At 69.6% G+C, this 24275-nt stretch carries 20 protein-coding genes and 1 pseudogene; 9 read left to right on the forward strand and 12 right to left on the reverse strand.

The features are described from left to right. Window positions 1-177: 177 nt before the first annotated feature. Window positions 178-849, reverse strand: a complete 672-nt coding sequence (locus tag AWQ70_RS42395; RefSeq protein WP_084517266.1) for a phytanoyl-CoA dioxygenase family protein — start codon at window positions 847-849, stop codon at window positions 178-180. Window positions 850-1054: 205 nt separating this feature from the next. Here AWQ70_RS42395 and AWQ70_RS17625 point away from each other — a divergent pair, with 205 nt between their 5' ends. Further along, on the forward strand, window positions 1055-2245 hold the full coding sequence (locus AWQ70_RS17625) for a cytochrome P450 (RefSeq protein ID WP_067177296.1): 1191 nt from the start codon (window positions 1055-1057) through the stop codon (window positions 2243-2245). A gap of 47 nt (window positions 2246-2292) precedes the next feature. On the opposite strand, the gene clpX is transcribed toward AWQ70_RS17625, so the two are convergent. Then, on the reverse strand, window positions 2293-3582 hold the full coding sequence (clpX, locus tag AWQ70_RS17630; RefSeq protein ID WP_067177297.1) for an ATP-dependent Clp protease ATP-binding subunit ClpX: 1290 nt from the start codon (window positions 3580-3582) through the stop codon (window positions 2293-2295). Window positions 3583-4194: 612 nt separating this feature from the next. Here clpX and AWQ70_RS17635 point away from each other — a divergent pair. Then, window positions 4195-4752 carry a sugar O-acetyltransferase gene (locus tag AWQ70_RS17635; protein ID WP_067177542.1) on the forward strand — a complete coding sequence of 186 codons (558 nt, stop codon included), beginning with the start codon at window positions 4195-4197 and terminating at the stop codon, window positions 4750-4752. A 152-nt stretch (window positions 4753-4904) separates the two neighbouring features. Here the strand turns inward: AWQ70_RS17635 and AWQ70_RS17640 are convergent, their stop codons facing one another. The 6 genes from AWQ70_RS17640 to AWQ70_RS17665 form a co-directional block, all read right to left on the reverse strand. Then, on the reverse strand, window positions 4905-5276 hold the full coding sequence (locus AWQ70_RS17640) for a ClpX C4-type zinc finger protein (RefSeq protein ID WP_067177299.1): 372 nt from the start codon (window positions 5274-5276) through the stop codon (window positions 4905-4907). A 483-nt stretch (window positions 5277-5759) separates the two neighbouring features. Then, the gene (locus tag AWQ70_RS17645) at window positions 5760-6584 is read right to left on the reverse strand and encodes an MFS transporter (RefSeq protein WP_218004560.1); all 825 of its coding nucleotides are present in this window, start codon (window positions 6582-6584) and stop codon (window positions 5760-5762) included. A 405-nt stretch (window positions 6585-6989) separates the two neighbouring features. Further along, window positions 6990-8108, reverse strand: a complete 1119-nt coding sequence (locus tag AWQ70_RS17655; protein WP_218004561.1) for a radical SAM protein — start codon at window positions 8106-8108, stop codon at window positions 6990-6992. Beyond that, window positions 8105-8290, reverse strand: a complete 186-nt coding sequence (gene rpmF / locus AWQ70_RS37745) for a 50S ribosomal protein L32 (RefSeq protein ID WP_084517327.1) — start codon at window positions 8288-8290, stop codon at window positions 8105-8107. The genes AWQ70_RS17655 and rpmF overlap by 4 nt, the downstream gene beginning before the upstream one ends. 401 nt (window positions 8291-8691) lie before the next feature. Further along, window positions 8692-8928 carry a hypothetical protein gene (locus tag AWQ70_RS17660; RefSeq protein WP_157530128.1) on the reverse strand — a complete coding sequence of 79 codons (237 nt, stop codon included), beginning with the start codon at window positions 8926-8928 and terminating at the stop codon, window positions 8692-8694. Between the two features lie 77 nt (window positions 8929-9005). After that, window positions 9006-10460 (reverse strand): alpha/beta hydrolase, encoded by a 1455-nt coding sequence (locus AWQ70_RS17665; RefSeq protein WP_067177304.1) that lies wholly within the window; start codon window positions 10458-10460, stop codon window positions 9006-9008. A gap of 371 nt (window positions 10461-10831) precedes the next feature. On the opposite strand from AWQ70_RS17665, the gene AWQ70_RS17670 reads away from it, so the two are divergent. The 3 genes from AWQ70_RS17670 (at window position 10832) to AWQ70_RS17675 (ending at window position 14989) form a co-directional block, all read left to right on the forward strand. Continuing rightward, entirely contained in the window at window positions 10832-11284 is a 453-nt protein-coding gene (locus tag AWQ70_RS17670; protein ID WP_084517268.1) for a MarR family winged helix-turn-helix transcriptional regulator, read from the forward strand. 178 nt (window positions 11285-11462) lie between these two features. Next, entirely contained in the window at window positions 11463-11636 is a 174-nt protein-coding gene (locus tag AWQ70_RS39000; protein ID WP_157530129.1) for a Rossmann-fold NAD(P)-binding domain-containing protein, read from the forward strand. 167 nt (window positions 11637-11803) lie between these two features. Beyond that, window positions 11804-14989, forward strand: coding sequence for an AfsR/SARP family transcriptional regulator (locus AWQ70_RS17675; RefSeq protein ID WP_067177306.1), 3186 nt, complete (start codon window positions 11804-11806; stop codon window positions 14987-14989). 71 nt (window positions 14990-15060) lie between these two features. On the opposite strand, the gene AWQ70_RS17680 is transcribed toward AWQ70_RS17675, so the two are convergent. Further along, the gene (locus tag AWQ70_RS17680; protein ID WP_245647014.1) at window positions 15061-16512 is read right to left on the reverse strand and encodes an acyltransferase family protein; all 1452 of its coding nucleotides are present in this window, start codon (window positions 16510-16512) and stop codon (window positions 15061-15063) included. Window positions 16513-16610: 98 nt separating this feature from the next. After that, the gene (locus AWQ70_RS17685) at window positions 16611-16901 is read right to left on the reverse strand and encodes an antibiotic biosynthesis monooxygenase (protein WP_067177310.1); all 291 of its coding nucleotides are present in this window, start codon (window positions 16899-16901) and stop codon (window positions 16611-16613) included. A 61-nt stretch (window positions 16902-16962) separates the two neighbouring features. Here AWQ70_RS17685 and AWQ70_RS17690 point away from each other — a divergent pair, with 61 nt between their 5' ends. Both AWQ70_RS17690 and tsaA read left to right on the forward strand, forming a co-directional pair. Further along, window positions 16963-17607: a TetR/AcrR family transcriptional regulator gene (locus tag AWQ70_RS17690; protein ID WP_067177312.1), complete on the forward strand. Its 645-nt coding sequence runs from the start codon at window positions 16963-16965 to the stop codon at window positions 17605-17607. After that, complete coding sequence (tsaA, locus tag AWQ70_RS17695) at window positions 17607-18074, forward strand: tRNA (N6-threonylcarbamoyladenosine(37)-N6)-methyltransferase TrmO (RefSeq protein ID WP_067177314.1); 468 nt, start codon at window positions 17607-17609, stop codon at window positions 18072-18074. The genes AWQ70_RS17690 and tsaA overlap by 1 nt, the downstream gene beginning before the upstream one ends. 83 nt (window positions 18075-18157) lie before the next feature. Here tsaA and AWQ70_RS17700 read toward each other — a convergent pair whose 3' ends face one another. Then, window positions 18158-19786 (reverse strand): TIGR03767 family metallophosphoesterase, encoded by a 1629-nt coding sequence (locus AWQ70_RS17700; protein WP_218004562.1) that lies wholly within the window; start codon window positions 19784-19786, stop codon window positions 18158-18160. 1947 nt (window positions 19787-21733) lie between these two features. Between AWQ70_RS17700 and AWQ70_RS37750 the strand changes: the two are divergent. Further along, a pseudogene (locus AWQ70_RS37750) lies at window positions 21734-22180 on the forward strand (enoyl-CoA hydratase-related protein); the annotation flags it as partial. Window positions 22181-22196: 16 nt separating this feature from the next. Then, complete coding sequence (locus AWQ70_RS17705; protein WP_084517272.1) at window positions 22197-22820, forward strand: alpha/beta hydrolase family protein; 624 nt, start codon at window positions 22197-22199, stop codon at window positions 22818-22820. Between the two features lie 134 nt (window positions 22821-22954). Here the strand turns inward: AWQ70_RS17705 and AWQ70_RS17710 are convergent, their stop codons facing one another. Then, complete coding sequence (locus AWQ70_RS17710; protein ID WP_067177320.1) at window positions 22955-23917, reverse strand: aminoglycoside phosphotransferase family protein; 963 nt, start codon at window positions 23915-23917, stop codon at window positions 22955-22957. Window positions 23918-24275 lie beyond the last annotated feature (358 nt).

Genomic DNA, 24275 nt, shown 5'->3' on the forward strand with positions numbered 1-24275 from the left:
CAGGGTGCTCGAATTGAACACGTCGAAGCCGGTGATTGTCGCGGCCCAACTCGGCGCAGCCTGGGCGGTGGGGGCGGTCGCACTGCCGATGACATGGCAGGCCCTGTTGATCGGGGCGTTTGCCGGTGGAAAGGGCCTGTTGGGCGTCATCGCCCTGGCGGTCTTGGCCGTCCTGGTCTACCTGATCGTGGTGATTGCGGTCACCCGTAAAGTGTCGGTTCTCGGTGCGACCGGCGGTCGCCGAGTGCTCTGGGCGCTGCTGGTCATGGGCGGGGGAACCGTTGGGTGGGCCCTGGGGTGGGCAGCGACCGACGTCGCCATGCTCGGAGTCAGCCGCAGCCCACTGTCGACGTTCCTTCTCGGAGGGGTCCCGTTCGCTCTGGTGGCCGCGATGTTCCTGCGCGGCTGGCAGTTCAGCACCGCCGCGCTCGGGCTGAGCCTGGTGCTGATCGGCGCCGGCATGCCGTCCTCCACCTGCCAGAACGGGAAGTCCTGGTGCCAGGGCCATTCCGCGCCCTGTTTCGCCTGCTTGAGGTTCACCTTGAACTGATAGACGTAGGCTCGGCTGCCGAGAACCTCTTCCGCCACGTCGACCAGCTGGGGAAGTCGGGTCAGGTCCGAGCACACCTGGTCGAAACGGTGGCAGCCATGAATTCCCCGTACCGCTCCAGAGCCTTCCTCATATGTCACCCCGGGAGGGCGTTCACTTATGTGGCGCTCGACACTGGCCCGTAATTTTTCGATTTCATCATTGGTCAGCCGATGACTCAGCCGACACCATCCCTGCTGCTCGTATATAGCCTTGAATCGGGACGCGGCCGTCGTCCCGGCGGTGGCCTGCTGTGTCATGGGCTCGCCTTTCTTGGTTTTTACGTGCCACTGGACCAGGCATACCGGTTGTCATCTTCAGCCACCGCATACGGCCTGTCAAGATACGCCGGAATCCGTCGGAATCGATAAAAATATTCCGGCGAAAACCGAATGCTTCCTATCGTTCGGGCGCCCTTGTATAACAGCATCAGCGAGCAACGACCGTCGATGTGAGAGGACGTCCATGCCAGCCCAGGACGGTATGCCGGCCCTGCCCTTCCCCCAGCCCGATCCGATGGCGCCGCCCCCGCAACTGCTCGAACTGGCGGAACACGAACCGGTCGCTCGCGTCCGCACGCAGGCCGGTGACGAAGCCTGGCTGGTATCCCGTTATGAGTATGTGAAGCGACTGCTCAACGACGACCGGCTGGGAATGTCACACCGCGATCCCGAACGTGCCGCCAGAATTTCGAACTCGAGTCTTTTCAGCGGCCCGTCGCCCGAGTACACCTTTGACGAAGAGTTCGCGAAGCATGCCGAGATGCGCCGGATGCTCTCGCCGTTTTTCGCGGCGAAACAGATTCGGAAGCTGCAGCCGAGGGTCGAACGGCTGGCCGCCGAACTGGTGCGAGAGATGGTCAAGGCCACTCCTCCGGTGGACTTGCACACCCAGTTTTCCTGGCCGTTTCCGGTGCTGGTGATCTGCGAGTTGCTCGGCGTGCCCTACGAGGACCGTGAGCGATTCCGTGCCCTCTCGTACACGATCGCCGATCTCCGGGACAGGGACGCCTCGATGGCGGCGCTCATGGAGCTGATCGCTTACATGGCTGATCTGGCCAAGCGGAAGCGGGCTCGGCCCGCCGACGACGTGATGTCGGAACTGTGCAGGACGCAGGACGACGACACGGTCGCGATGCGCTGCGCCGGGCTGCTCTTCGCGGCTCATGAGACGACCACGGGCCGGATCGACATGGGCGTGACGATGCTGCTCGGCCACGAGGGCCAGTGGAGCAGGCTGGTCGCGGAGCCGGAACTGATCGATGCCGCGGTGGAGGAGATAGTGCGCGCGGCGCCCATCGTCTCGATCGGTGGTCTCGTCCGCTACGCACGCAGCGACATCGAGCTGGGTGGGGTACGGATACGGGAAGGCGACGCGGTCTTGCTGAGTCTGGTGGCCGCCAACCGGGACCCGGCGGAGTTTCCCGGAGGCGACCGGTTCGACATCGGCTGCCCGCGCACCGGGGTTCATGTCGCGTTCGGCCACGGCAGGAGGTACTGCATCGGCGCCCCGCTGGCGCGGGTCGAACTGCGAGCCGCTCTCGCCGAGCTGATCACCACGCTGCCCGGGCTCCGGTTGGCGGTGCCGCCCGGCGAGCTTCGGATCAGGACGAGCAAGCTGTCGGGCGGCCTCGAAGGACTCCCTGTCATCTGGTAGCTCGAAGCTTCCTGTCAGCTGTCGCCCGGCAGCCGGTCGCGGGCCGACTACGCCGACTGCTCGCGAGGGCCGTGCTTCCTGGCTGTGGCGGCGCGCCGGAGCGGGATCAAAGCCGGGTTGACGCTTTCCAGCACCGTCTCTTCACTGATCACCAGTTGTTGCACGTCGGTGCGGCTGGGGATTTCGTACATCAGCGGCAGCAGCACGTCCTCCATGATGGCCCGCAGGCCGCGTGCCCCGGTGCCTTGCAGCAAGGCCAGATCCGCGATCGCGTCCAGCGCGTCCTGGGTGAACCGAAGGTCGACACCATCCAGCTCGAACAGCCGCGCATACTGCTTGACGAGTGCGCTGCGCGGTTCGGTCAGAATCTGGATCAGAGCCTCGCGATCGAGGTCGTGCACCGTCGTGATGACCGGCAATCGCCCGACGAACTCAGGAATCAATCCATATTTGACCAGGTCTTCCGGCATGAGTGCGGACAACGAGTCGGCCTCGCCGTCCGCCTCGTCCGCCAGGCGCAGCACCGAGTTGAATCCCATCCTGCGGTGCCCGACGCGCTGTTCGACCAGCTTGTCCAAGCCCGCGAAAGCGCCCCCGCAGATGAACAGGACGTTGGTGGTGTCGATCTGGAGGAATTCCTGCTGCGGGTGCTTGCGTCCGCCCTGCGGCGGCACCGATGCCGTGGTGCCATCGAGGATCTTCAGCAGCGCCTGCTGGACGCCTTCTCCTGACACGTCCCTCGTGAGGGAAGGATTTTCACTCTTGCGGGTGATCTTGTCGATCTCATCGATGTAGATGATGCCGGTTTCAGCTTTGCGCACATCGTAGTCGGCGGCCTGGATCAGCTTGAGCAGGATGTTCTCAACATCCTCACCGACGTAGCCCGCCTCGGTCAGCGCTGTCGCGTCGGCGATCGCGAACGGCAGGTCCAGCATCTTGGCGAGGGTCTGTGCCAGCAGCGTCTTGCCTGAACCGGACGGCCCGATCAGCAGGATGTTCGACTTCGCGATCTCGACGTCGTCGCCCCCTGAGTCGATGTTGCCGGAGACGATTCGCTTGTAGTGGTTGTAGACCGTGACCGCGAACGTCTTCTTGGCCTTCTCCTGGCCGACGACGTGCGCGTCGAGGAACTCGTAGATCTCGTGTGGCTTGGGCAGGCTCTCGGGCCGGACTTCTGAGGACGCCTCGGCTTCTTCCCCGATGATCTCGTTACAGATGTCGATGCACTCTTGACATATGTATACCCCGGGGCCCGCTATGAGTCTTTTTACCTGCCGCTGGGCCTTACGGCAGAACGAGCATTTGAGGTGGTCCTCATGGTTGTGGAGGCGTGCCATTCATTCGCTCCTTTACATCTGGCCGTCTTGGGCGGGGTATGCCAGTCGTCTGGAAACCGCTGAACCTGAGGCCGTTCACAACGCCCTTGCCCGGGCCTGGACCTTTGCCCGGCCTGAACGGTGCGATCACGCCTCGGATCCGGGTTGGGGGGAGAAAATTGCAGGTCAAGACCGCGGATCTGCCGGCCGTGGTGGACGTCTGCGCGCTCCCGGCCTTTTCTCGGGGACGCTTTCGAGCGGACGAAGACTTCTACGGGTTTCGCCCCGGAGAGTACGTGCTCAGGACGGTCCCCGCAGCCCGGGTCCGCCTGGACGGGCCATTCTCGTGTCGGCCAGGTCGCCCCGGCCGCGACTGGCGTGAGAAGCCATCCCGGACATGAGAATTTCGGCTCAAGAATCGCCGGCGGCCCTGTCGTCCGCGGGAGCGGGCCAAGGCCTGGCGACAGCGGCCGACGCGACTTTTCTGCGCGTTGAAACGTCGGAACCGACGGCCGGCGCCGGTCGCCTGTGAAAATTTCCGGATTCACCGTGACGGTCCTTCGCTATCGCGGGATTCTAGGGCTTCGGTTAGACTTCCTTCTCGGTCCGGTCCGCATCGTGGAGAGGTCACTGATGGCGACTGCGAAAGAGAAGATGCTTGCGGGCGAGCTCTATATCGCGGACGACCCCCAACTCAACTCTGAGCGTCTTGAAGCGGCCTTGATCGTGGAGAAATATAATTCGTCGAGCGCTGCCGACCCGGGGCTTCGGCGTCTGCTGCTGGAAGAGCTGTGCGACTCGGTCGGCCATTCTGTCGAAGTGCGGCCGCCGTTCAGTTGTGTATACGGCAAGCGGATATCTCTCGGTGACCGGGTATTCGTCAACTTCGGCTGCGTCTTCCTTGACATGTCGTACATCGACATCGGGAATGGAGCATGGGTGGGTCCCGGCGTTCAGCTGCTCACCGGCACGCACCCGCTTGATCCCCAATTGCGGAAGGCGGGTTACGAGTATGGCCAGAAGATCACCGTGGGAGCCGACGCATGGCTCGGCGGCGGCGTGATCGTGATGCCTGGGATCACCATCGGCGACGGCGCCGTCATCGGGGCCGGGAGCGTGGTCACGAAGGACGTTCCCCCCGGAGTCCTCGCCTACGGGAACCCGGCTCGGGTCGTGCGCACCCTGCCCTGAGCCGCCCCGAAAGCCTGTCCACCGCCATCGCACGGCGTTGAGGCCGCTCCGCGTCGGCCGGCTCGACATCGAACAGCCCACCCTCGCCGCGGGTACCGGGATCATGCCGCGCGAAAGGTCCTCAGACGCACGGCGGGCTGCCCCGGACCGGGTCACTCCTCGCCGGAGAACCGCTCCCACGCGGACTGGCGGGTGATCCCGAGGGCTTCCCCGATCCTGACCCAGGTGACGCCCCGTCGGCGCAGTTCCTGCACCCACGAGCGCAGGTCAGCCTCGGCCTGGTCTATGTGCGCGGCGACGCGCGGAATGTGGTTCAGCATCTCCTCGTCGGTCAGCGACTCCCACATGGGCACGCGCGGGCCTGCGGGGCTCTTGACGCCGCCGTTGATGATCGACGCCGACAGAGCCACGCACTCGTTGCAGATGTACACCCCAGGACCGGCGACCAGCCTGTCGACCTCGGTGGCCGGCTTGCCGCAGAAGGAGCACCGAGCGAATTCGGTCAGGGTGTCAGGCGGTGTCACAGCACACTCCTCGTGATGTCAGGGATTCCCTGACATCATAGGTGGTCAGGGAATCCCTGACAACTCGTGTGCGCATTGCGACGCTCTGGAGTGCCTCGCCGGCGCGACGGTGGAGGAGGTGGCGGACGAGGGCGAACGGATCCAGGTGCGGGCGCGAACCCCGCATGGGCCGGTCGCCTGTCCAGGCTGCGGTGCCGAGACGGCGCGTGTACATGTCGGCTATTACGAGCGGCGTGTCGCCGATTTCCGTGGATCGCCACCGCCCGCGCTGCGGATGTCCTGCCCGGCATGGTGATCGAGCCGCCCGGCCGCTGCCGGAGTTCCTTCACGGCGGCGACGACGTCGCCGTCGATGCGGGTCGTGTCGGCCCATTCGACTGTCGTGAGAGTGGTGGAGGCGATCAGGTAGGAAGGTTGCTCGTCATGACCGGCGCCGCCGGCTCGAGCGGGGGCAGGGCCGTACGGCGGAGCACGGTCAGGGTGATCAGCGCCGCGGCAGCAGGTTGCAGGCGTTCGCGCCGGCCACCGAGCGGTTGGCGAACATGCCGAGCCTGACCAGCGGTTCGCGCGAGGTCGTGCGCTCGACGTGGAGGAACCCGGCCAGTAGCAGCACCGCCGCCGCCAGGGTCGACAGCGTGACCGGGGACGCCCAGCCGTACTGCTCGGTGCGGACCACGCCGAAGACCAGCAGGCCCATGCCCGCCGTCGCCAGCACCGCGCCGAGGACGTCGGGGCGGCCGGTGCGGGCGGCGGGCGCGCCGCCCGCGACCCCGCGCCAGGCCAGGACCAGCGCGAACGCGGCCATCGGGACGTTGACGAACATCACCCAGCGCCAGCCCGCGTACTCGGTGAGCAGCCCGCCGATCAGCACGCCGAGCGCGCCGCCGGCGGCGTTCATCGCGCTCCACACCCCGAACGCGCGCACCCGGGCCCGGCCCGAGGGGAACGCCTCGGTCAGCAGCGCCAGCGCGGCCGGGGCCAGGGCGGCGGCCCCGACGCCCTGCGCGGCGCGGGCGGCGACGAGCTGACCGGCGGTCCCGGCGAACCCGCCGGCCAGCGAGGCGAGGCCGAACAGCCCGAGTCCGAGCAGCAGCACCCGCTTGCGGCCGTAGCGGTCGGCCGCCTTGCCGCCCAGCAGGAGCAGCCCGCCGAACGTGAGCGCGTAGGCGTGGATCACCCAGGTGAGGCCGACCTGGCCGAAGCCGAGCCCGTCGGCGATCTGCGGCAGGCCGACGTTCACGACGGACAGGTCCAGCGAAACCATGAACTGCACAACGGCCGCGGCCGCCAGCGTCGACTTTTGGAACATGTTCCGAACCTCTTCCGCGGCCTCTGGTACTACACCGTCGGCGAGATCCTCGTCCGCGCCCACTCCCGCCGCGACCGCCCCGCCCCCGACGGCCCTTCCTGGGCGACCTCGATGCCGACCTGCCCCACCTGGAGGCGATCGGCGCGAGGTGGCCGGGGCTGGCGGCGCGCGACACCTACCGGCAGGGGCTGGCGGCCTTCGTCGACGGCCACCTCGCCCTGGCCACGCCGCGCTGATGGCGCCGCGCTTCGCCGTCCGCGAGGGGTACGCGCTCCACCGCGGCCCGGTGACGGACGGCGGCGCGCATCGGCACGCGGCCTTCCAGATCGCCATCGCGCCCCGGGGCGAGGTGGTCACGCGGGACGCCTCCGGAGACCTCCACCGCGCCGAGGCGCCGGCTCGGCTTCAACCGCGGACGGGCATGACAGGGATCAGTTCCGTGTCGCCAGGGGCGGCGATCATCGGGTTCGCCGCGAGGTACCTGGCGTGGAGTTGACCGCAGGCGGCGTCGATGCCGGTGCCGAACTGCCGTCGCCGCGTCGCATGCACACCGCGGGAGGTGAGGCCGCGCACGAACTCGTCTACTCGGGTGGTGGACGGGGCGCGGTAGTCCGGTGACGCTCCTGCCGCCTCGTTGTAGCGGATGACGTTGACGTGGAACAGCTCGGGCCGGGACCGCGCGTGAACCAGTTCGGCGAGAGCGGCGAGATGGTCGTCGCTGTCGTTGACGCCGGCGATGAGCAGGTAGGCGAGGTAGACCTTCCGTCGGCTCTCGGCGGCGTGCCGATCGAGGATGTCGAGGTTCTGTGTGAGCGGGAAACGTTCCTCGATCGGGATGATGCGGGCACGTTCCTGCGCGAACGGCGAGTGCACGGACAGGGTGATCGTCACCTGCGGGTGCTCGTTGGCGAGGCGGGTGAGGTTCGGCGCGAACCCCACGGTGGACACGGTCACTCGTCGCGCGGACATCCCGGCGTAGCCCGCGCCTGTCAGCAGGGTGAGCGCGTCGAACACGTGAGGGTTGGCGAGCGCCTCGCCCATCCCCATGAACGCGACACTCGCCGGCCGGGGCAGCCCGTTGCGAGTCCAGTGGGGGTGCATCACCTGGGCGACGATCTCGTCGGCACTGAGGTTGCGGACCAGGCCCACCGCGCCGGTGGCGCAGAACGTGCAGCCCAGGCCGCAGCCCGCCTGCGACGAGATGCACATGGAGTCCCATCCGGCCCGATAGTGCGACACGACGGTCTCGATGCGGGCGCCGCTCTCCGAAGCGAACAGCACCTTCTCGACTTGTTCGTCCCGTTGGACGTTCAGTGGAGTCAGGGGATGCAGCCGTGGACCGAATCGTTCCGCGAGGTCGGCACGCAGTGCGGCCGGCAATGCATGGACGTCCGCGAAGGCCTCGGCCGTCGAGCTCTGCCATGCGGCGATGAGCTGGCGGAACCGAAACGCGGGGGCTCCGGTCTGTTCGAGATGGTCGCGAATGCGCATCCAGCGGCTCCGCGTGGTCAGGACGACGCTCACGCGTCACCCCCCGTCGGGGGCAGGACCTCGCGGCCCCGATAGAAGCCGCAGTGCCGGCATGCTCGGTGCGCCGGGGTGGGCTTGCCGCAGGCGGGGTTCGTGCAGATGGTGAGCGTCGGCGCGCTCGCCTTCCAGTGGGCGCGACGGTGACGGGTGCGGGAACGGGGCGTGCGGTGCTGCATGGCCACGGCCTTTCGCGAGTGGTTGCGAATGTCAGCGGAGCTGACGGGACAACCGACCACGGGCCGTGAGTCGATGCGGCGAGAGATCGATCCCGATGACCGGAACGCCACCTGCGTGAGGCACCAGGGCGCTGCCCGAGTGCCGGGCGAAGGGGGGACGGGGAACGGGCAGGATCGAGGTCGCGCGCGTTCGCAGGCACGAACTCAAGACCGAGGTCGGTGCGGTGCGAACGTGCCGGCAAGGTTCACGCAGAGGTGTCAACGCCTTGGAGGAGCGGACTCACGCTACTGCGTCAGGAGAACGGTCATTCACCGGTGCGGGCATCGCCCACACGCGTGAAAGCCACCGGCAGTTCGGTGGCTAGATTCTGTCGACCTCGATCTCCATGACACCCAACCTATCAGTCGTGGGCAGCCGGCTGATCTCGGCCGGTGGTGGGGAGGGTGCGCCCGAGCCCGCCCGCCGATGATCGCGGAACGTACGGCAGCCGCATGGCGAACATCGGGCCCATCAGAAGGATGCCGTAGGGGGCGGCCACCGCGTAGACACTGGAGAACCCGGTGAGCACGGCGATGACGATCCAGCGTGCAGACGCGACACAGCGACCCTCCAGAAAGTTGATGGGTCGCTGTGTCACCACGTGAACGCGATGTGCCTCACACCGGTGCCATGGTTTCCGCCGGAGCCGCGTCGTCGTGTGTCATGGCCGCGTCATCAGCAGTTCCGGTCGCGGGTGGGCAGGTGGCCGGTGACGAGGAAGTCGGTGACGGTCCGGTCGCCGCAGGCGTTGCCGTTGGCGAGGTAGACGCCGTGACCGCCGGAGTCGACGGAGACCATGCGAGCCCGCTGCCCGAACGCCTCGCGCATCTTCAGCGCCCCGCTGTACGGCGTGGACGGATCGCGCAGATTCTGGATCAGCAGGACGTTGGCCGGGCCGCGCGAGCTGATCCGCGTGGCTTTCTCCGCGGGCTTGAACGGCCAGTACGCGCACGGCCCGAGGTTGACCGGCATGCCCGCGGTCAGCGGGTAGACGGCCCGGTTGCGCTTGACCTGCCGCTCGTGCCGGGCGATCGAGTTCGGCCATTCGATGTCATTGCACATCGTGGCACCGGCGTGCGCGGCGGTGTTCTGGAGAGCGGCCTCCTCCGGCGTCTTCGGAACGGGCAGCTCGGTACGGTTCAGCGCGGCGTGCATGAGCCCGGCCAGCATCGGGTAATTGGCCGCGGAGTAGAGCGCGTTGAGCAGGGTCTCCCTCAGAAGGTTGCCGGTCAACCGCTGCTCCGGCTTGGCGCCCGGCCACGCCAGCGGCTCGCGGTCCAGCCGGGCGGCGAGGTCGAGGAAGGTCCGGCGCACAGCGGCCGCGTCGGCGCCGAGGCCGTAGTCGCTGTCGCGCGCAGCCGCCCAGGCTCCGAAGTCGGGGAAACTGTCCTCTACACCGACGGCGTAGTTGGCCAGCCACTGGCGCGACACCTTGTGCGGATCGGGGTCGTCATTGCTGTCGAGGACCACTCGATCGGTGGTGCCGGGGAACATCGTGGCGTGGACGGCGCCCGCGTAGGTGCCGTACGAGACGCCCCAGTAGGAGATCTTGTCCTCACCGAGCGCCGCGCGGATCCGGTCGATGTCCCTGGCGTGGTTGCGGGTGCTGATGTGCCGGATCAGCGGCCCGCCGTTGCGGGCGCAGGCCTCGGCGATCCGGTGCGACCACGCCGCGTTCTCGGCGATGCCGCCGTCCGCGTCGGGGTACGGCTTGAGCCGCGTGACGGAGAGGTCGGCGGGCGCGAGCCCACAGGAGACGGGTGAGCTCTTTCCCACGCCACGCGGGTCGAACCCGATGATGTCGTAACGGTCGAGCACCTCCTGGGGCAGCTTCTTGACCAGGGTGCTGGGCCGGTTCAACCCCGGGCTGCCGGGACCACCCGGGATGATCAGCAACACGCCGCGGCGGAACTCGGGACGAGCCGTCTTGATCCTCGACACCGCCAGTGTGATCAACGGACCGCCGGGGGAGGCGTAGTCCATCGGCACCTCGATCGTCATGCACTCCTGCCGGGGATCGACGCCCTGGCCGGGTGTGCAGGCGCTCCACTGCGTGACGGCGGCGTGCGCCGGGGTGGCGAGCAGTGTGGTCGTCAGGGCGGCTGCGGACAGGAGGGCGAGGGTTTTCATCAGGATCCTCTCAGTTCTGCGGATGTCCACGACTCTGCCGGGCCGTTGATCGTCGAACCAGAGATCTCGTCAGTGACCACCCGTGACCTCGTCATGAAAGCGACAAACGCCCAGAATCCGCGCAGCATTCGTGATTCAGTGATCCGGTTGTGCTCGGCGATCGTCGCGGGATGTGCCCTCGTGGCAGGAGCGAATCGTGACCTTCACACTTCCCGCCGGACACGGCAGCCTGGCGCCACCTCACCGCACGAGTTGGTCGAGCGCCCTGCACCACACCCGTGAGGGGCGGGATAGCCTGCCTCACGCGCCATCCCGGGAATCGTGCCGGGCGTGGAATAGTTCAGGCGGTGGAGCAAACGGGGTAGGGAGCCGTGGCGGATATACGAATCGAGTGGCCGGACCCAGAGGGCCAGGAGATCGTGGAGCGTCTGTTCGCCGTGGCGGTGGCCCTACGCGTGCACTTCGAGGAGACCGCCGCCGACGCCGGGCTCACCGTCCCGCAGGCTCACACGCTGATCCATCTCCAGGAGCCCCAGCGCATGGGGGAGGTGGCCGCGCATCTGCGCTGCGAGCCGTCCCACGTGACCTCGATCGCCGACTCCCTCGAACGGTGCGGCTTCCTGCGGCGGGAACCGGACCCGGAGGATCGTAGGGCCAAGCGGCTTCTCCTCACCAGTCGCGGACAGCAGCTCAGGGGCCGCCTCCTGGCCCGCCTGTTCGACAAGGCGCCGATCATCTCGGTGCTCGACGCCGACCAGCGGACCGAGTTGTTGTCTCTCCTGCGTACGGCTCAGTCAGTGGCCGGCCCCGACATCCGGCGCTGAACCCTCCGGGGGCGGCCGAGAGGTTCTGCTGGTGCTCAGCGCGGTCACGGCCGGCCTTGCCCTGGCCGCCCTCTGAGACGCGAAGTCACCGGGCCTGTTGCACAAGCCGCAAGGTCTCCCGCCGCCCCCTTCTTCGCGTCGGGCCTGAACGGGTCCGCCGCGATCACGGTGTGACAGAGTGACCTACCCCCCGGTCTCGGGGGCCGTGGCGATCGTCGCGGCAGCTCTCGACGGCATCGAGGCGCACCGGCCTGAGGTGCTCGCCGACGACTGGAGCCGCCAGGTGAAGGCGTGGCTGTCGGAGGACCCGAGCCTCATCTACAAGGAAGCGGCGGCGGCGCTCACGGACTGACCGCCGACGCTGAAGGCCGTGGCACCCGCGGCCATGATCTCCAGGCTGCGACGCGTACGTCAAGGCGGGCTCGGCGGTCAGGGCACCTTTCGTATAACCGATCTTGTGGATTTCGGCCCGGCTGTATACGTTCTGCACCGACGCCTTCGACGCACAGGGAGTCCGCCGTGGAGTTCGGAGTTCTCGGCCCACTCGTCGTGCGAACCGGCGGCGAAGCGATACGCCTGACCTCCACCAAGCAGCAGATCCTGCTTGCGGTGTTGCTCTGCCACGCCAACATCCCGGTCTCCCGGGAGCGCCTCCTGGAGGCGCTGTGGCAGGAGCCGCCGGCGTCCGCCGCGGAGAACCTGCGCCTGTACGTGCACCGGCTGCGCCGGGTGCTCCAAGCGCCACAGCGCATCACCAGCCACGCCTCCGGCTACCTGCTGGCCGTCCGTCCCGGCGAGCTGGACGCGGATCGGTTCGGCGAGCTCGCCGCCGAGGCGGGCCGGGCCCGGGAGGCCGGAGACCTGAAGCGCGCGGGCGAACTGCTGACCGAGGCGCTGGCACTGTGGCGGGGGAGGGCGTACGACGGCATCGCCCAGATCCCGCTGATCCACGAGACCGCGACCCGCCTGGAGGAGGAGCGCGTGCGCGCCGTCGAAGAGCGGGTCGGCATCGAACTCGCGCTCGGCCGGCACGCCGACGTGGTGCCGGAACTGACCCTGTTGGTGGACGAGCACCCCTATCGGGAGGTCCTGCGCCGCCACCTGATGCTCGCGCTCTACCGGTCGGGCCGGCAGAGCGAGGCGCTGGAGGTCTTCCGGCGGACCCGCTCCCTGCTCATCGAGGAGCTGGGCGTCGAACCGGGCCCCGAGCTGCGACTGCTGCACGAGGCGATGCTGCGTGGCGAAGAGGATCTCTGGTCACCGCCGCACCCGTCGCCGCCGCCCGTCCCCCGAGAGCTCCCGACCGGCGTGTACGGATTCACCGGCCGGGCGGACGCGCTCAAGGCGCTCGACGAGACGTTGTCCGGCGATCACGGAGCCGCGGCCGCGCCGGTCGCCCTCGCGGTCATCGCCGGGCCCGCCGGCGTCGGCAAGACCGCCCTCGGGCTGCACTGGGCCCAGCGGATCACGCACCGGTTTCCAGACGGGCAGCTCTACCTGAACCTGCGCGGGTACTCGGCGGAGCCGCCGTTGCGTCCGATGGAGGCGCTGACAGCGTTCCTGCGCGCGCTCGGCACGCCCCCGCAGCGGATGCCGTCCGACCAGGCGCAGGCCGCGGCCCAATACCGTTCGCTCCTGGCCGACCGGCGCATGCTCGTGTTGCTGGACAACGCGGCGTCCGCCGAACAGGTCCGCCCCCTGCTGCCGGGCGCCCTCGGCTGCCTCGTGGTCGTCACCAGCCGCGACCGCCTCAGCGGGCTGGTCGCCCGCGAGGGCGCGCGGCGGATCACGCTCGACGTCCTCACACCGGCCGGGGCCCGGGAACTGCTCACCTCCTTCCTCGGCGAGCGGCGGATCGCGGCGGAGCCGGAGGCCGCGGCGGAGATCGCCGAACGGTGCGGGCGGCTGCCGCTGGCGCTCCGGATCGCGGCCGCCCACCTGGCCGATCGCCCGCTGCGGCGGATCTCGGACTACGCCGCGGAACTCGCCGAGGGGAACCGGCTGGCCGCACTGGAGATCGCCGGCGACAGCGGCACGGCCGTACGCGCCGCCCTGGACGGGTCGTACGAGACGCTGTCCTCGGAGGAGCGGCGGATGTTCCGCCTCCTCGGCATCGCGCCGGGCATGGACTTCACCGTGGAGGCGGCCGCCGCGGCTTCGGACCGGAACCCGGAGCAGACGGTGCGGCTGCTCGATCGGCTGGCGGCCGCGCATCTCCTGGAGGAGCGGGTGGCGGGCCGCTTCGCCTTCCACGACCTCGTCAGGCTGTACGCGCAGGCCCAGGCGAACGCGGAGGACAGCGCCGAGGAGCGGGTGGCGGCCGTCGGGCGGGTGCACCGGTGGTACCTGGCCGCCGCGGACAGCGCGGCCGGGCTGCTCTACTCGCATCTGCTGCGCATGCCTCCCCTTCCCGCGCCCGCCGTACGGTTCGAGGGAGCCGGTGACGCCCGCGGATGGCTGGACGCGGAGTCGGTCAACCTCGTGGTCGCGACAGTCGAGGCCGCCGAAGGCGGCGCACCGCGCGAGGCATGGCATCTGGCCATGGCGCTGCGCGGCTACTACTGGCTGTCCGGCGATGCGGACGCGGCCATGACCACGGCGGAGGCGGGTCTCGCCGCCGCGCGGGGCTCCGGGGACCTACGGGGCGAGGCCGGCGCCCGGCTCACCCTCGGCCAGACCCTCAGCCGGCTCGGCCGGACCGAGGAGGCGTTCAGTCATCTCGATCGGGTCATCGAGCTGACGGAACGGCTCGACTGGCCGGAGTGCCGGGCGTCCGCGCTCACCGTACTCGGCAACCTGCACCTCGATCGGGGCCGGCTCGAGCGTTCGGCCGACTCCTACCGGCAAGCCCTGAGACTGGACCTGGAACGCGGAAACCTGGCGCGACAGGCGGTGAACCTGGCCAACCTCGGCTTCGTGGCGCTGCACGCGGGAAACCTGGAGCAGGCCGTCGCGGACTGCGAAGACGTGCTGAGGCGGTACCGCGTGGCCGGTTCGGGCGACGGGCACCCGGCCGTACTCGACACCCTCGGTCACGCCTGCCACCTCCTCGGCAGGTTCGAGGAGTCGCTCGGCCATTTCGAGCACGCTCTGGAGATCTACCGGAAGATCGGGAACACCGTCGAAGAGCCTCTCGTGCTGGCCGCATGCGCGGCCGTACATCGTGACGCCGGACGCCGGGAGGAGGCTCTGCGGCAGGCCGAGGCGGCCGTCCACGCCGCGAGCGGCGCCGGGGAGCGGACCCAGGCCGGCGTCCTGGTCGTTCTCGGCTCGGTGCATCGGTACCTGGGGCGCCTGCCGTCCGCGCTCCGGCATCTCCAGCGGGCCCAGGCCGCGGCCGACGTCGTCGCCGACCGCTTGCTGGACACGAGGATCCGGATCGAGCTCGCCGCCACCCGCCTCGCGGCGGCCGACGCCGCCGGGGCCACGGCCGACGCGGAGCATGCCCTGGCCCTGGCGAAGGACGCGGGATATCGCGTGTGGGAAGGCCGGGCGCTGCTCGCCCTGGCCGAGGCCGACCTCACTCTCGGACGGGTCGAACGAGCCGCGGAACGCGCCGCACTGGCACTCGCCCTGCACCGCGAGACCGGCCACAGCCTCGGTCAGGGGGAGGCTCTGCTCCTGCTGGCCGACGCCGCTCGCCGGGGCCGGGCCGATTCGCGCCCGCACGAGGCCGGCGAGGCAGCGCGTCCAGCCGGGCGTTGAAGGCGGCCGCCGCCCCGCCGGCCTCTCCCGCGGCACCGCGAGCGGCTCGCCCATGTCCCGTGTTCGAGCGGTCAGACCAGGCGGGACGGAGGACGCGCGTGGGGGGTGGGGCGTGGTTCGGTCTGCGCGGCGGGAGGCGTCGAGCGCAGCAGTCGCAGGAGCGCCGCGCAGGCGAGGTAGGTGATCAGCGCGACCGCCGGCATTCCGGACACGGTCGGAGCGGTGCTCGGCCACAGGCTGTTGGTGAGCAGGGCGAAGGCGACTCCTGCGAACGCCGCCACGGCCAGCCATGGCCGGAACCCCTCACCGGACGCCATGCGGGCCAGGCCGGCCGGCGTCGGGAGCGAGAGCCGGCGGGGCCGTTGGGCGCCGCGCACCTCGATCGGACCGAAGATCGCGACGAGGAGCGTGAGGACGACGCCGCACATGACCAGCAACGGGATCCGCCAGGCCAGCCACGCGGCCGATCCGGCCTCCGGAGTCGGGAGCACACCCGCCACGTGCAGCACGCCGGTGAGCAGGATCGCGGCGGAGATGTGCCAGAGGAAGACGGTCATGATCACCGAGTTGACGGCGACCACGGCCGTCCACCGGCGGGTCCGCCGCAACCATCGCTCGGCCCGATCCCGCAGCAGCAGCGCCACCCCGAGTTGGGCGGTCGCGACCGCGAGCAGAGCCAGGCTGGGCGGGGACATGTTGTGCAGTCGCTCGCCGGGCACATTGATCATGCTGATCGGGTAGGGGCCGGCGAGGGTGAGCAGGAGCAGCGCGCCGATCCCGGCGAGCAGCAGCGGCACGGCGACGCGAGGTCGGGCCGGCAACAGTCCGTCCCGCCAGGCGAAACCCATCTGGTGGACGGCCAGCCAGCCGAACAGGAAGTTGCCGCCACCCCAGAAATCATGGCCGAGGAGACGGGCCACGTCGCCGGCGGCGACGAGCAGCACCAGCACCGGCGGGACGGCGAGTCCGTACCGGCGGTGAAGGGCGTACATCGGCGGGGTCAGCGCGACCACGATCAGGTAGACCACGAGGAACCACAACGGGATCGAGGCGAGCCAGACCACCGTGCGAACCCGGGCGGGGGCGGCGTCGAACAGGCCGGCCGCCAACGCGCCGCCTCCCATCACCAGCACCAAGGCCGTGGTCGGCGGGATCAGCCGGCCGCTCCGCTTGATCAGCCACTCGGTGGCCGTCCCTCCGCGGCGTCGCTCGGCGTCCAGGGAGACGGCGTTGGCGTACCCGCCGACGAAGAAGAACACGGGCATCACCTGGACCACCCAGGTGAGCGGGTGCGCCCACGGCAGGTCCGGCAGCGCCGACCGGCCGATCAGTTCGCCGTGGTCGTCGTGGCCGACCACCGTCACCAGCCAGTGCCCGAGGACCACCGCCACGATCGACACGGCTCGCAGCAGGTCGATGAACCGCTCCCGCGACGGCGGCGTCCGCTCCGCGACCCGCCGGACCTCACGCAACGCGGTGCCCATGTCCTGCACGTTCCCCAGGGGCCGTGGAGCTACCGGCACGCCGAGTCGTACACCTTGGTCAGCGCGTCCGATTTCGGTCGTGCCATGTCCTTGAATCGGGGCGTCCCGGCCCCGGGTTCCGGGGCCGGGACAGGTGGTCAGATCTCGGCCAGGACCTCGATGTCCTCCGCCGTGACGTCGCGGGCCAGCGCGAACGCCGCGGCGGCCGCGGGGGTGCCGGGCACGGACTGGCGGGCCGCCCGGAGGCTGGCGGCCGAGTCCCAGCGCCAGACGCCGACCCACGTCTCGTCGTTCAGCCGGCCGAGGCGGGCCTCGGTGAGGCCGGGCACGGTGGTTCTGATCGCGGTGACCAGGGCGGCGTGCTGGACCTGAACCTGCTCGGCGTCGGCGGGATCGGCCTGGAAGCGAGTGACGCTGATGACCGGCATTAGCTGGACCTGCTCTCTAGAGTTGACTTCTAGTTACTAAAACTAGAGATAGACTCTAGCCGTGAGCGATGTCAAGCGGACGAACAAACGAGCGCAGAAGGCCCAGGAGACGCGCCGGCGCATCCTCGCGGCGGCACTGGAGCTGTTCGTGCGGGACGGATACGGCGCGACGAACCTGCAGGACGTCGCGGACGAGGCCGGGGTCGCGGTGCAGACGATCTACTTCGTCTTCGGAAACAAACGCGCCCTGCTCAAGGAACTGGTCGATGTCACGATCGCGGGTGACGACGAGCCGGTGGCCACGATGGACCGGCCGTGGTACACCGCCGCGCTGGCCGCGGGCACCGCCCAGGACATGCTGCGCGCCTACGTCGCCGGAACGACCACGGTCCTGGAACGCGTCGCGCCGATCGGCAGGGTCCTGGACGCGGCGATCGCGAGCGACCCGGAGGTCGCCGCGCTGTGGCCGCATGACGTCGATCCCCGGTACGTCGTGCAGCAGGGCGCGGCCAAGGCGCTCGCCGGCAAACCCGGGGCGCGAGCCGAGGTGCCGGTGGAGGAGGCCGCCGACCTGCTGTACGGCCTGCTCAGCCCCGAGCTGTACCTGCTGTTCGTCCGCGAGCGCGGATGGACGCGCGAACGCTGGGAGCGATGGGCCGGCGAGACCCTGTGCGCCCAGCTCTGCTCCGTGGGCGGTGACTCGTGATGGACCACGTCATCCTGACCCCCGTCGCCCGCGTCCTCGGCGGACGGCCTGAGATGTACGAGGACCACTGGTACGACACCGAGGCCGTCATCCGGCTGGACGACCGCTTCGAGCCGTCGGCCCTGCAGGGCTTGGAGGAGTTCTCCCACCTGGAGATCGTCTTCCAGTTCGACCGGATCGACGACGAGGACGTGCGGAGCGGGCCGCGCCCGCCGCGCAAGAACCCCGACGGCCCGCTCGTGGGGGTCTTCGCGCACCGCGGGCCGTACCGGCCCAACCGGCTCGGCGTCTCGGTGTGCCGGCTGCTCGCCGTCGACGGCCGCGACCTGCACGTGGCCGACCTGGACGCGCTGGACGGCACCCCCGTGCTGGACATCAAGCCGTACCTGGTCGAGTTCGCGCCCACCGACCCGGTCCGGCAGCCCGCCTGGGCGACCCGTCTCATGAGCGAGTACTACAAGGCGTGATCAGGCCTGGCGGCGGCTCGGACGCTTCCCCGGAATCCGCCCGCGGTTCTGGGGAAGCGACCGTCCCCGCGCACGAAACGTTGTCAGCGCCTCTTCAGCAGGAGCTCGGTGTTGCGGTCGCCCGGCAGGCCCGCCAGCGCGCTCTGCAGACCGGGCGCGTTGAACGACAGTTCGCGGTAGAGCGCGGCCAGCCCGTTTTGCGACAGATCGGTCAAGTCGGTGCGGTACGGCGCGGCCGACTCCACCAGCGTGGTGAACAGGGAAAGCGTTCCGTCGCGGTTGTCGGCCAGCTCGATCACCCTGGCCAGCTGCGGGTAGTCGACGTGGGAGGCGGTGGAGACCTCCCAGAAGCCGCCATGCGAGACGATCTTGTTGCGGTGGGAGTGGCCGTTGATCCACGCCGCCACGTTGCGGTGCTTCTTCAGCACCGCCAGCAGCTCCTGCCCGCTGTGGCGCTTGTCGTGCGGGCGGGCCGGGTCGGGGACGAGGTTGGTCATGGCCCAGCTCGGATGGTGACTGAAGATCAGCGCGATGTCGTCGGCGTGGGTCTTCAGGGTCTGCTCCAGCCAGGCCAGCTGCCGGCTGCCGACCGATCCGCGGTAGTCGCCGCCGCGGTCGGTGGTGTCCAGGCTGATGCCGACGACGCCGTCGGCGATCCGGAAGGAGTAATCCAGCCGGCCGCTGTCGAGGTTGTCGCGGGTGTAGCCGTGGCCGACGGGTCCCGCGCCGGTGTACGCCGGGTCGAGGTGAGCGGCGATGTAGTCGCGCGGGCTCAAGGGGGCGCGGCGCTCGTCGGCGGTGACCGTGCGGGCCTTGCCCTTGTAGCGCTTCCACGCCTCGCGAAAGCGGGCGCCCGTGGGGTCGGGGCCCTGGCGCAGCGCCCGGTAGACGGCGGCGGCCTCGGAGGCGGGCAGGGTGAACAACTTGCGTGAGCCGGTGGCCAGGTCGGCGAAGAAGCCGCCGGCCGCGGCGTAGGCGCCGCCGAAGAGCTGGTCGTGATTGCCGATGGTGGAGTACCACGGTACGGCCAGTCCGGGGCTGCTCACCTCACGGATGGCCGCGTCCAGGAAGCCGTCCAGGCGGGGGAATCCCGCCCGCTTGTCGATGTCGCGCACGCCGGACCCGGGCTGCCAGTACAGGCCCAGGCCGGAGTCCTGCACGCCCTCGTACACGCTCGGGTCGCCGGTGTTGGGTGTGAAGCGGCCGCCGGTCATCGCGGTCAGGAACCACTCCAGCTCGATACGGGAGTTGTTGTCGGTGTTGTCGCCCGTGGTCATGACGAAGTCGATGGGCGCCCGGGTGGCCGGGCCGTACCGCAAGGTGTTGACCTGTTCGATCAGTGAGACGGCGCCGGCGGCGGTCAGCGCTTCCTGCGGGCGCCAGGCGCTGACGGCTCCGGTGCGCAAGAACTCGAAGCGCTGCGGGCTCTGCACGTCGGTGATGTGCAAGTCGGTGAACTGGACGAAGCAGGCAAGCACCGTGCGGCGCTCGGCCCTGCCCTTCCCGGCCTCGGCCAGCTCGGTGCGTGTCACCCGCCGCCAGCCCGGGCCGTCGGCCAGCCTGCGGTATCCGGTGGCGCCGCGAGGGCTGGCGACGCTCTGGACCGTGGTGGCTGTGGTCGTCGTGGTCGTGGTCGTAGTTGTGGCCGTGGTCGAGGAGGTGGCCGGGGTGGAGGCGAGTGCGATCTCCAGCCCGAGGCCCGCGGCGGTCATTCCGGAGGTGAGTAGGAAGGCGCGACGGCTGAGGACGGGATCCATGGTGCTCCCCAGTGATGGCGTCGAGGCGAAACGTCCACTGGGATGTTTGACACCGGGGATGACTGCCGGCCTAACACGGCTGAAACGTTGTACAGCCATCTATGGCACAGCCGGGCTCCATGTGGTAAAGCCATCCCGCGGCAGCGGGCTGGACACCTGCGGCTCTCCCTCCGTTCACGAGAGCGAGGTCAGGGCCGCGCCACCACGGTCGGCCGGTCGCCGGCCCGCAGGGATCTACAGCGACGAACCCGACGGCGTGCTTCGTCGCGAGCGCCTGACGAGAGGTTCTGACTCGACACCCGTAGAACCCGGGCCCTCCGGTTTCCGACCCGCGTCCATGGAGCCGAACCGGCCCACCGCGTAGGGTCCGGCCATGAGCGGTGAAGACGTGCGCGGCAGCGCCACCTGGGACCTGGTCGAAGAGTACTTCCGCCGGTTGCACGAGCCGGTGATGGGACAGCCGCACAGGCTGCTGGAGCCGTCCTGCTCCGCTGACGGGTCGCGGATCGCCGTGACCGGCCTCGTGTACGACGAGCTGGCCGGCCTTCCACGCCAGGCCTGCTTCCTGGTCGACGGTGCGAACCTGGGGTGGAACAGCCGCCATGTGCCGGGCCGCGTACGGCGATGCCTCCGGCGGGGGCACTCCGGCTCCGGGATGGCGTTCGACCATGCGTGCGGTGAAGGGCCCCGGGTCTCTCACCCCAAGGCAGGACACCGGCCAAAGATCGCGCCCCCTCTCCGTCATCAGGCACCCAACCGGTCTCCGGGGGTGCCCTTCGCCGCGCCCAGCTCGATCTGGACGAGGTCGAGAAATCGCTATGGCCAGGGAATGTCTACACCGGCCATGTTGCACGGCGCCGGACTTCGCCCGCAAAGTCGAAATACGGATCCATATCCGTAATTGCGTGCCCCAAAGAAGGGCCGGCCGGCGGCGGGGTACCCCAGAAGTATTTCGCGCCGGTGCACGACAGGAAGGAGTGGGACGAAGGTCGGTCTGCTTGGCCAAAGGGAGGCGTCATGTTCCACAACTTCGCGCGACGGACTCTGGTGCTCGCTACCTTCAGCGCGCTCACCGTGGGAGGTATCGCGATGTCGAGCGGCTCCGCTCTGGCGGACACCACCGCGAGAGGTGCCGCAACATCAAACGGCTCTCCCTTCACGAACACCTGCGTCAACGTCGCCATCTCACCGCATACGAATAACCTGGCCGCGGCCCCGCAGCCAGGACCGAACCCGAACCCGGCGGTCGACTGTCACGCTATTTGTCGTCCAAAGGCAGAGGCGGCCTGTCGTAAAGTATGCAATGGCGATGAAGCCTGTAAGTCGAGCTGTATAGCGGAACACCTACCCAAATGTGTGGCCTCGTGCCAGAAACAGCACAAGGGCCGACACGGGCGACACCATGGACACCGACACCACAAATACCATCGACACCACGCGCCCGAGGGCTAGGTACGCGTGCGCCGCACACGGTGAGGCTGTAAAGGCTTTCAGGTCGCCCGGCATCACGTTCAGAAGCGTGATTGGCTGAGCGCCCAGAGGGGAGCCGAGTCGGGAGCCGCATGTGGTGAGCCAGTGTGAACGGGTCAGGACTCCGTTGACTGGCCTGACCTCGCATCCGGATCAGCGTGAACTGATCGACACGGGGTGAGTCTGGTTCGAGTCCTATCGCGGAAGCCACTGGCCGAGGCCGGGTGATCGAAAGGTCGCCCGGCCTCTCGGCGTTTTACGGCCCGATCCGGCGTCCCCGAGGTCGATCGACCGCCCCACACTGGTGGAGAACATAGTTCTGCGCAGGGAGGTCGACATGCCGATGCTGTCCGAGAACCACGACCTGGTGCTGTCCGAGAGCCATGGTGCCGTACGGATCTTGACGTTCAACCGTCCCGAGCGATTGAACGCCTGGACTCCCGATCTGGGGCGGCGCTATTTCGATCTCCTGAAGAGGCCGACCGCGACCCCTCCGTGCGGGTCGTCGTGGTCACCGGCGCGGGGAAGGGGTTCTGCGCCGGGGCCGACTTCCAGGCGCTCGCCGCCGTGGGTTCGGGCGGGGTGCCGGACGGGCCCGGGTTCGAGCTCGACCACCGGCCCACCACCTTTCCGATCACCCTCCGCAAGCCGGTCATCGCCGCGGTGAACGGCGCCTGCGCCGGGCTCGGGATGGTCTACGCCCTCGTCTGCGACCTCGTGTTCACCGCCGAGGACGCCAAATGGACCACCGCGTTCTCCCGGCGCGGCCTGATCGCCGAGTACGGCCTGGCCTGGATCCTGCCCAAGCTGGCCGGACAGGCCCGCGCGATGGAGCTCCTGCTCTCCGGCCGCACGTTCCCCGGCTCGGAGGCGTACGCGCTGGGGTTGGCGTGCCGTGCCGTACCGGCGGAGCGGGTGCTCGACGAGGCCCTCGCGTCCTGGGAACCCGCGGGGCAGCTCCGGCCGCGGGCAGGACTTCGCCCGGCTGGTGTTCGGGGAGATGGGCGGCGAGGACACGGCCTACTTCACGTCGGCGATCGACGCCCTCGTCGGCCGCGGGATCGTGGATCCTGCCAGGGTCGGCCTCACCGGCGGGTCGTACGGCGGCTACATGTCCGCGTGGTTGGTCACCCAGGATCAGCGCTGGGCCGCCGCCGTACCGGTCTCACCCGTGACGGACTGGTACAGCCAGCACTTCACCAGCAACATCCCCTACTTCGACGCGCTGTTCCTCGACGGGAACCCGGCAGTCCCCGGCGACAAGTTCCACTCCAGGAGCCCGGTGGCCCACGCCAGCAAGGTGCGCACCCCGTGCCTGAACATCGCCGGCGCCCTGGACCGCTGCACGCCGCCGACGCAGGCCCGGGAGTTCCACCAGGCGCTGCTCGAGCACGGGGTCGAGTCCCAGCTCGCGATCTACCCGCAGGAAGGCCACGGCGTCCGTGCCTTCCCGGCTCTGATCGACTTCTGCACCCGCCTCGTGGACTGGTTCCAGAAACACATGCCGGCCGGCGGCTGACGCGGTCTGTTCACCGTTCCCTCCAGACCCGACCCGGGCTTCGACGTGGCGCGGGTGGGCATGCCGATCCGTTACGAGGGGACCCTCCTCGGCGGCGTGTGATCGAGGGACGTCCGCCGAGACGCCGCCGGGCCCTATTTCCAGCCGGTACGCTGCCGCAGCCACGCGAGAGCCACCCTGCCCTGCGCGAGCTGGAACGCGCGCAACGTGGGCAGGCCAGGGGGCGGGGGCAGGAGCCCTCCCTGCAGGAAGTATCCGGTCAACGCGGCGAGAACGGCGGTGACGGCGTCGGGGTCGGCGTTCCTCGCGACCGGGTGGTCGTCGAAGATCTCGGCGGGCGGCGGCCCACCCTGCATGGTCACGCTGGGCAGCATCCCGAGCAGGTCGAACCACGGCGCGGCCAGGCACGCGTGGGGCCAGTCCACCACGAGCACCCGACCGTCGGCGGTGAGCAGCAGGTTGTCCGCCCGCATGTCGGCGTGGGCGAGGCAGGAGCCCTCGGCGGCCCGGCCCCAGGGCTCCTCCAGTTCCGCCAGCCGCGGCAGGTGCCGTACGGCCCAGGGGTCGAGGACGGCGGAGAGGTCTTCGCCGCCCGCGGCCAGGCACCGCCAGCCCCGGAACTCGTCGTCGAACTTCTCGGCGGCGGCCGGCACCCGAACCGGGGCGGGGGTGAGCGCCTCGGCCATGTCGGCCAGCGTGTCGAGCACGAGGGCCAACTCGTCCGGCGTCCACGGCTGGGCAGGCGGCCGCCCCTCCACGTCCTCGAACAGCAGCGCCACCCAGCCGTCCTGGTCGAAGGAGGCGAGCAGCCGGGGCGCGGGCACGCCGGCCGGCAGCGCGGCGGCCACCCTGGCCTCGGCGCGGTGGAAGCCGGGGCTGTGGGGGTTCGGCTCGGGGCCGACCGCCTTGACGAACGCCCTGCCGCCGCGACCGAGCCGCAGCCGGGCGGCCACACCCGGCGAGAAGCCTCCGCGCTGCGTGACCGCCTCGGCCACCCGGTCGCCGAGACGCCGCTCGATCGCGAGTCTCAGGTCCTCGGGCATCGCCGACCACGGGATCCGTACGCCCTCCGCGGGCGGCGGCGATTCCTGGTTCATTCCGTCATGATCAGGGCCGGTGCGCAGGCACCGCAATCGAGTTTCAGGGACGGTGTGCACGTGCGTTACGCCCTCTCTGCTTCGGCAGGCCAGGTTCGACGGGTTGTCAGCGGGCGTCGGGCACCCGACGCCAAAGCCTCCCGCAATCCAGGCGGCCGGGGGAACGCCGTGGACGGCGGCGGAGGGCCGTCACCTCGACCGGCGAAACCGGGCAGCTCCAGCCCTGCCCGCACGGCCGCTGTAGGCACCGGCATCACCGGCATCACCACCACAGGCACTACCAGCAGCAGCAGGGACCTTACGGCCAGCAGCAGCAGGAAGACCGCGGCGCCCAGCAGCAGGGACCCTATGGCCAGCA

It is taken from the genome of Microtetraspora niveoalba, from assembly GCF_001570405.1.
In the GTDB taxonomy this organism is placed as follows: Bacteria; Actinomycetota; Actinomycetes; order Streptosporangiales; family Streptosporangiaceae; genus Microtetraspora; species Microtetraspora niveoalba.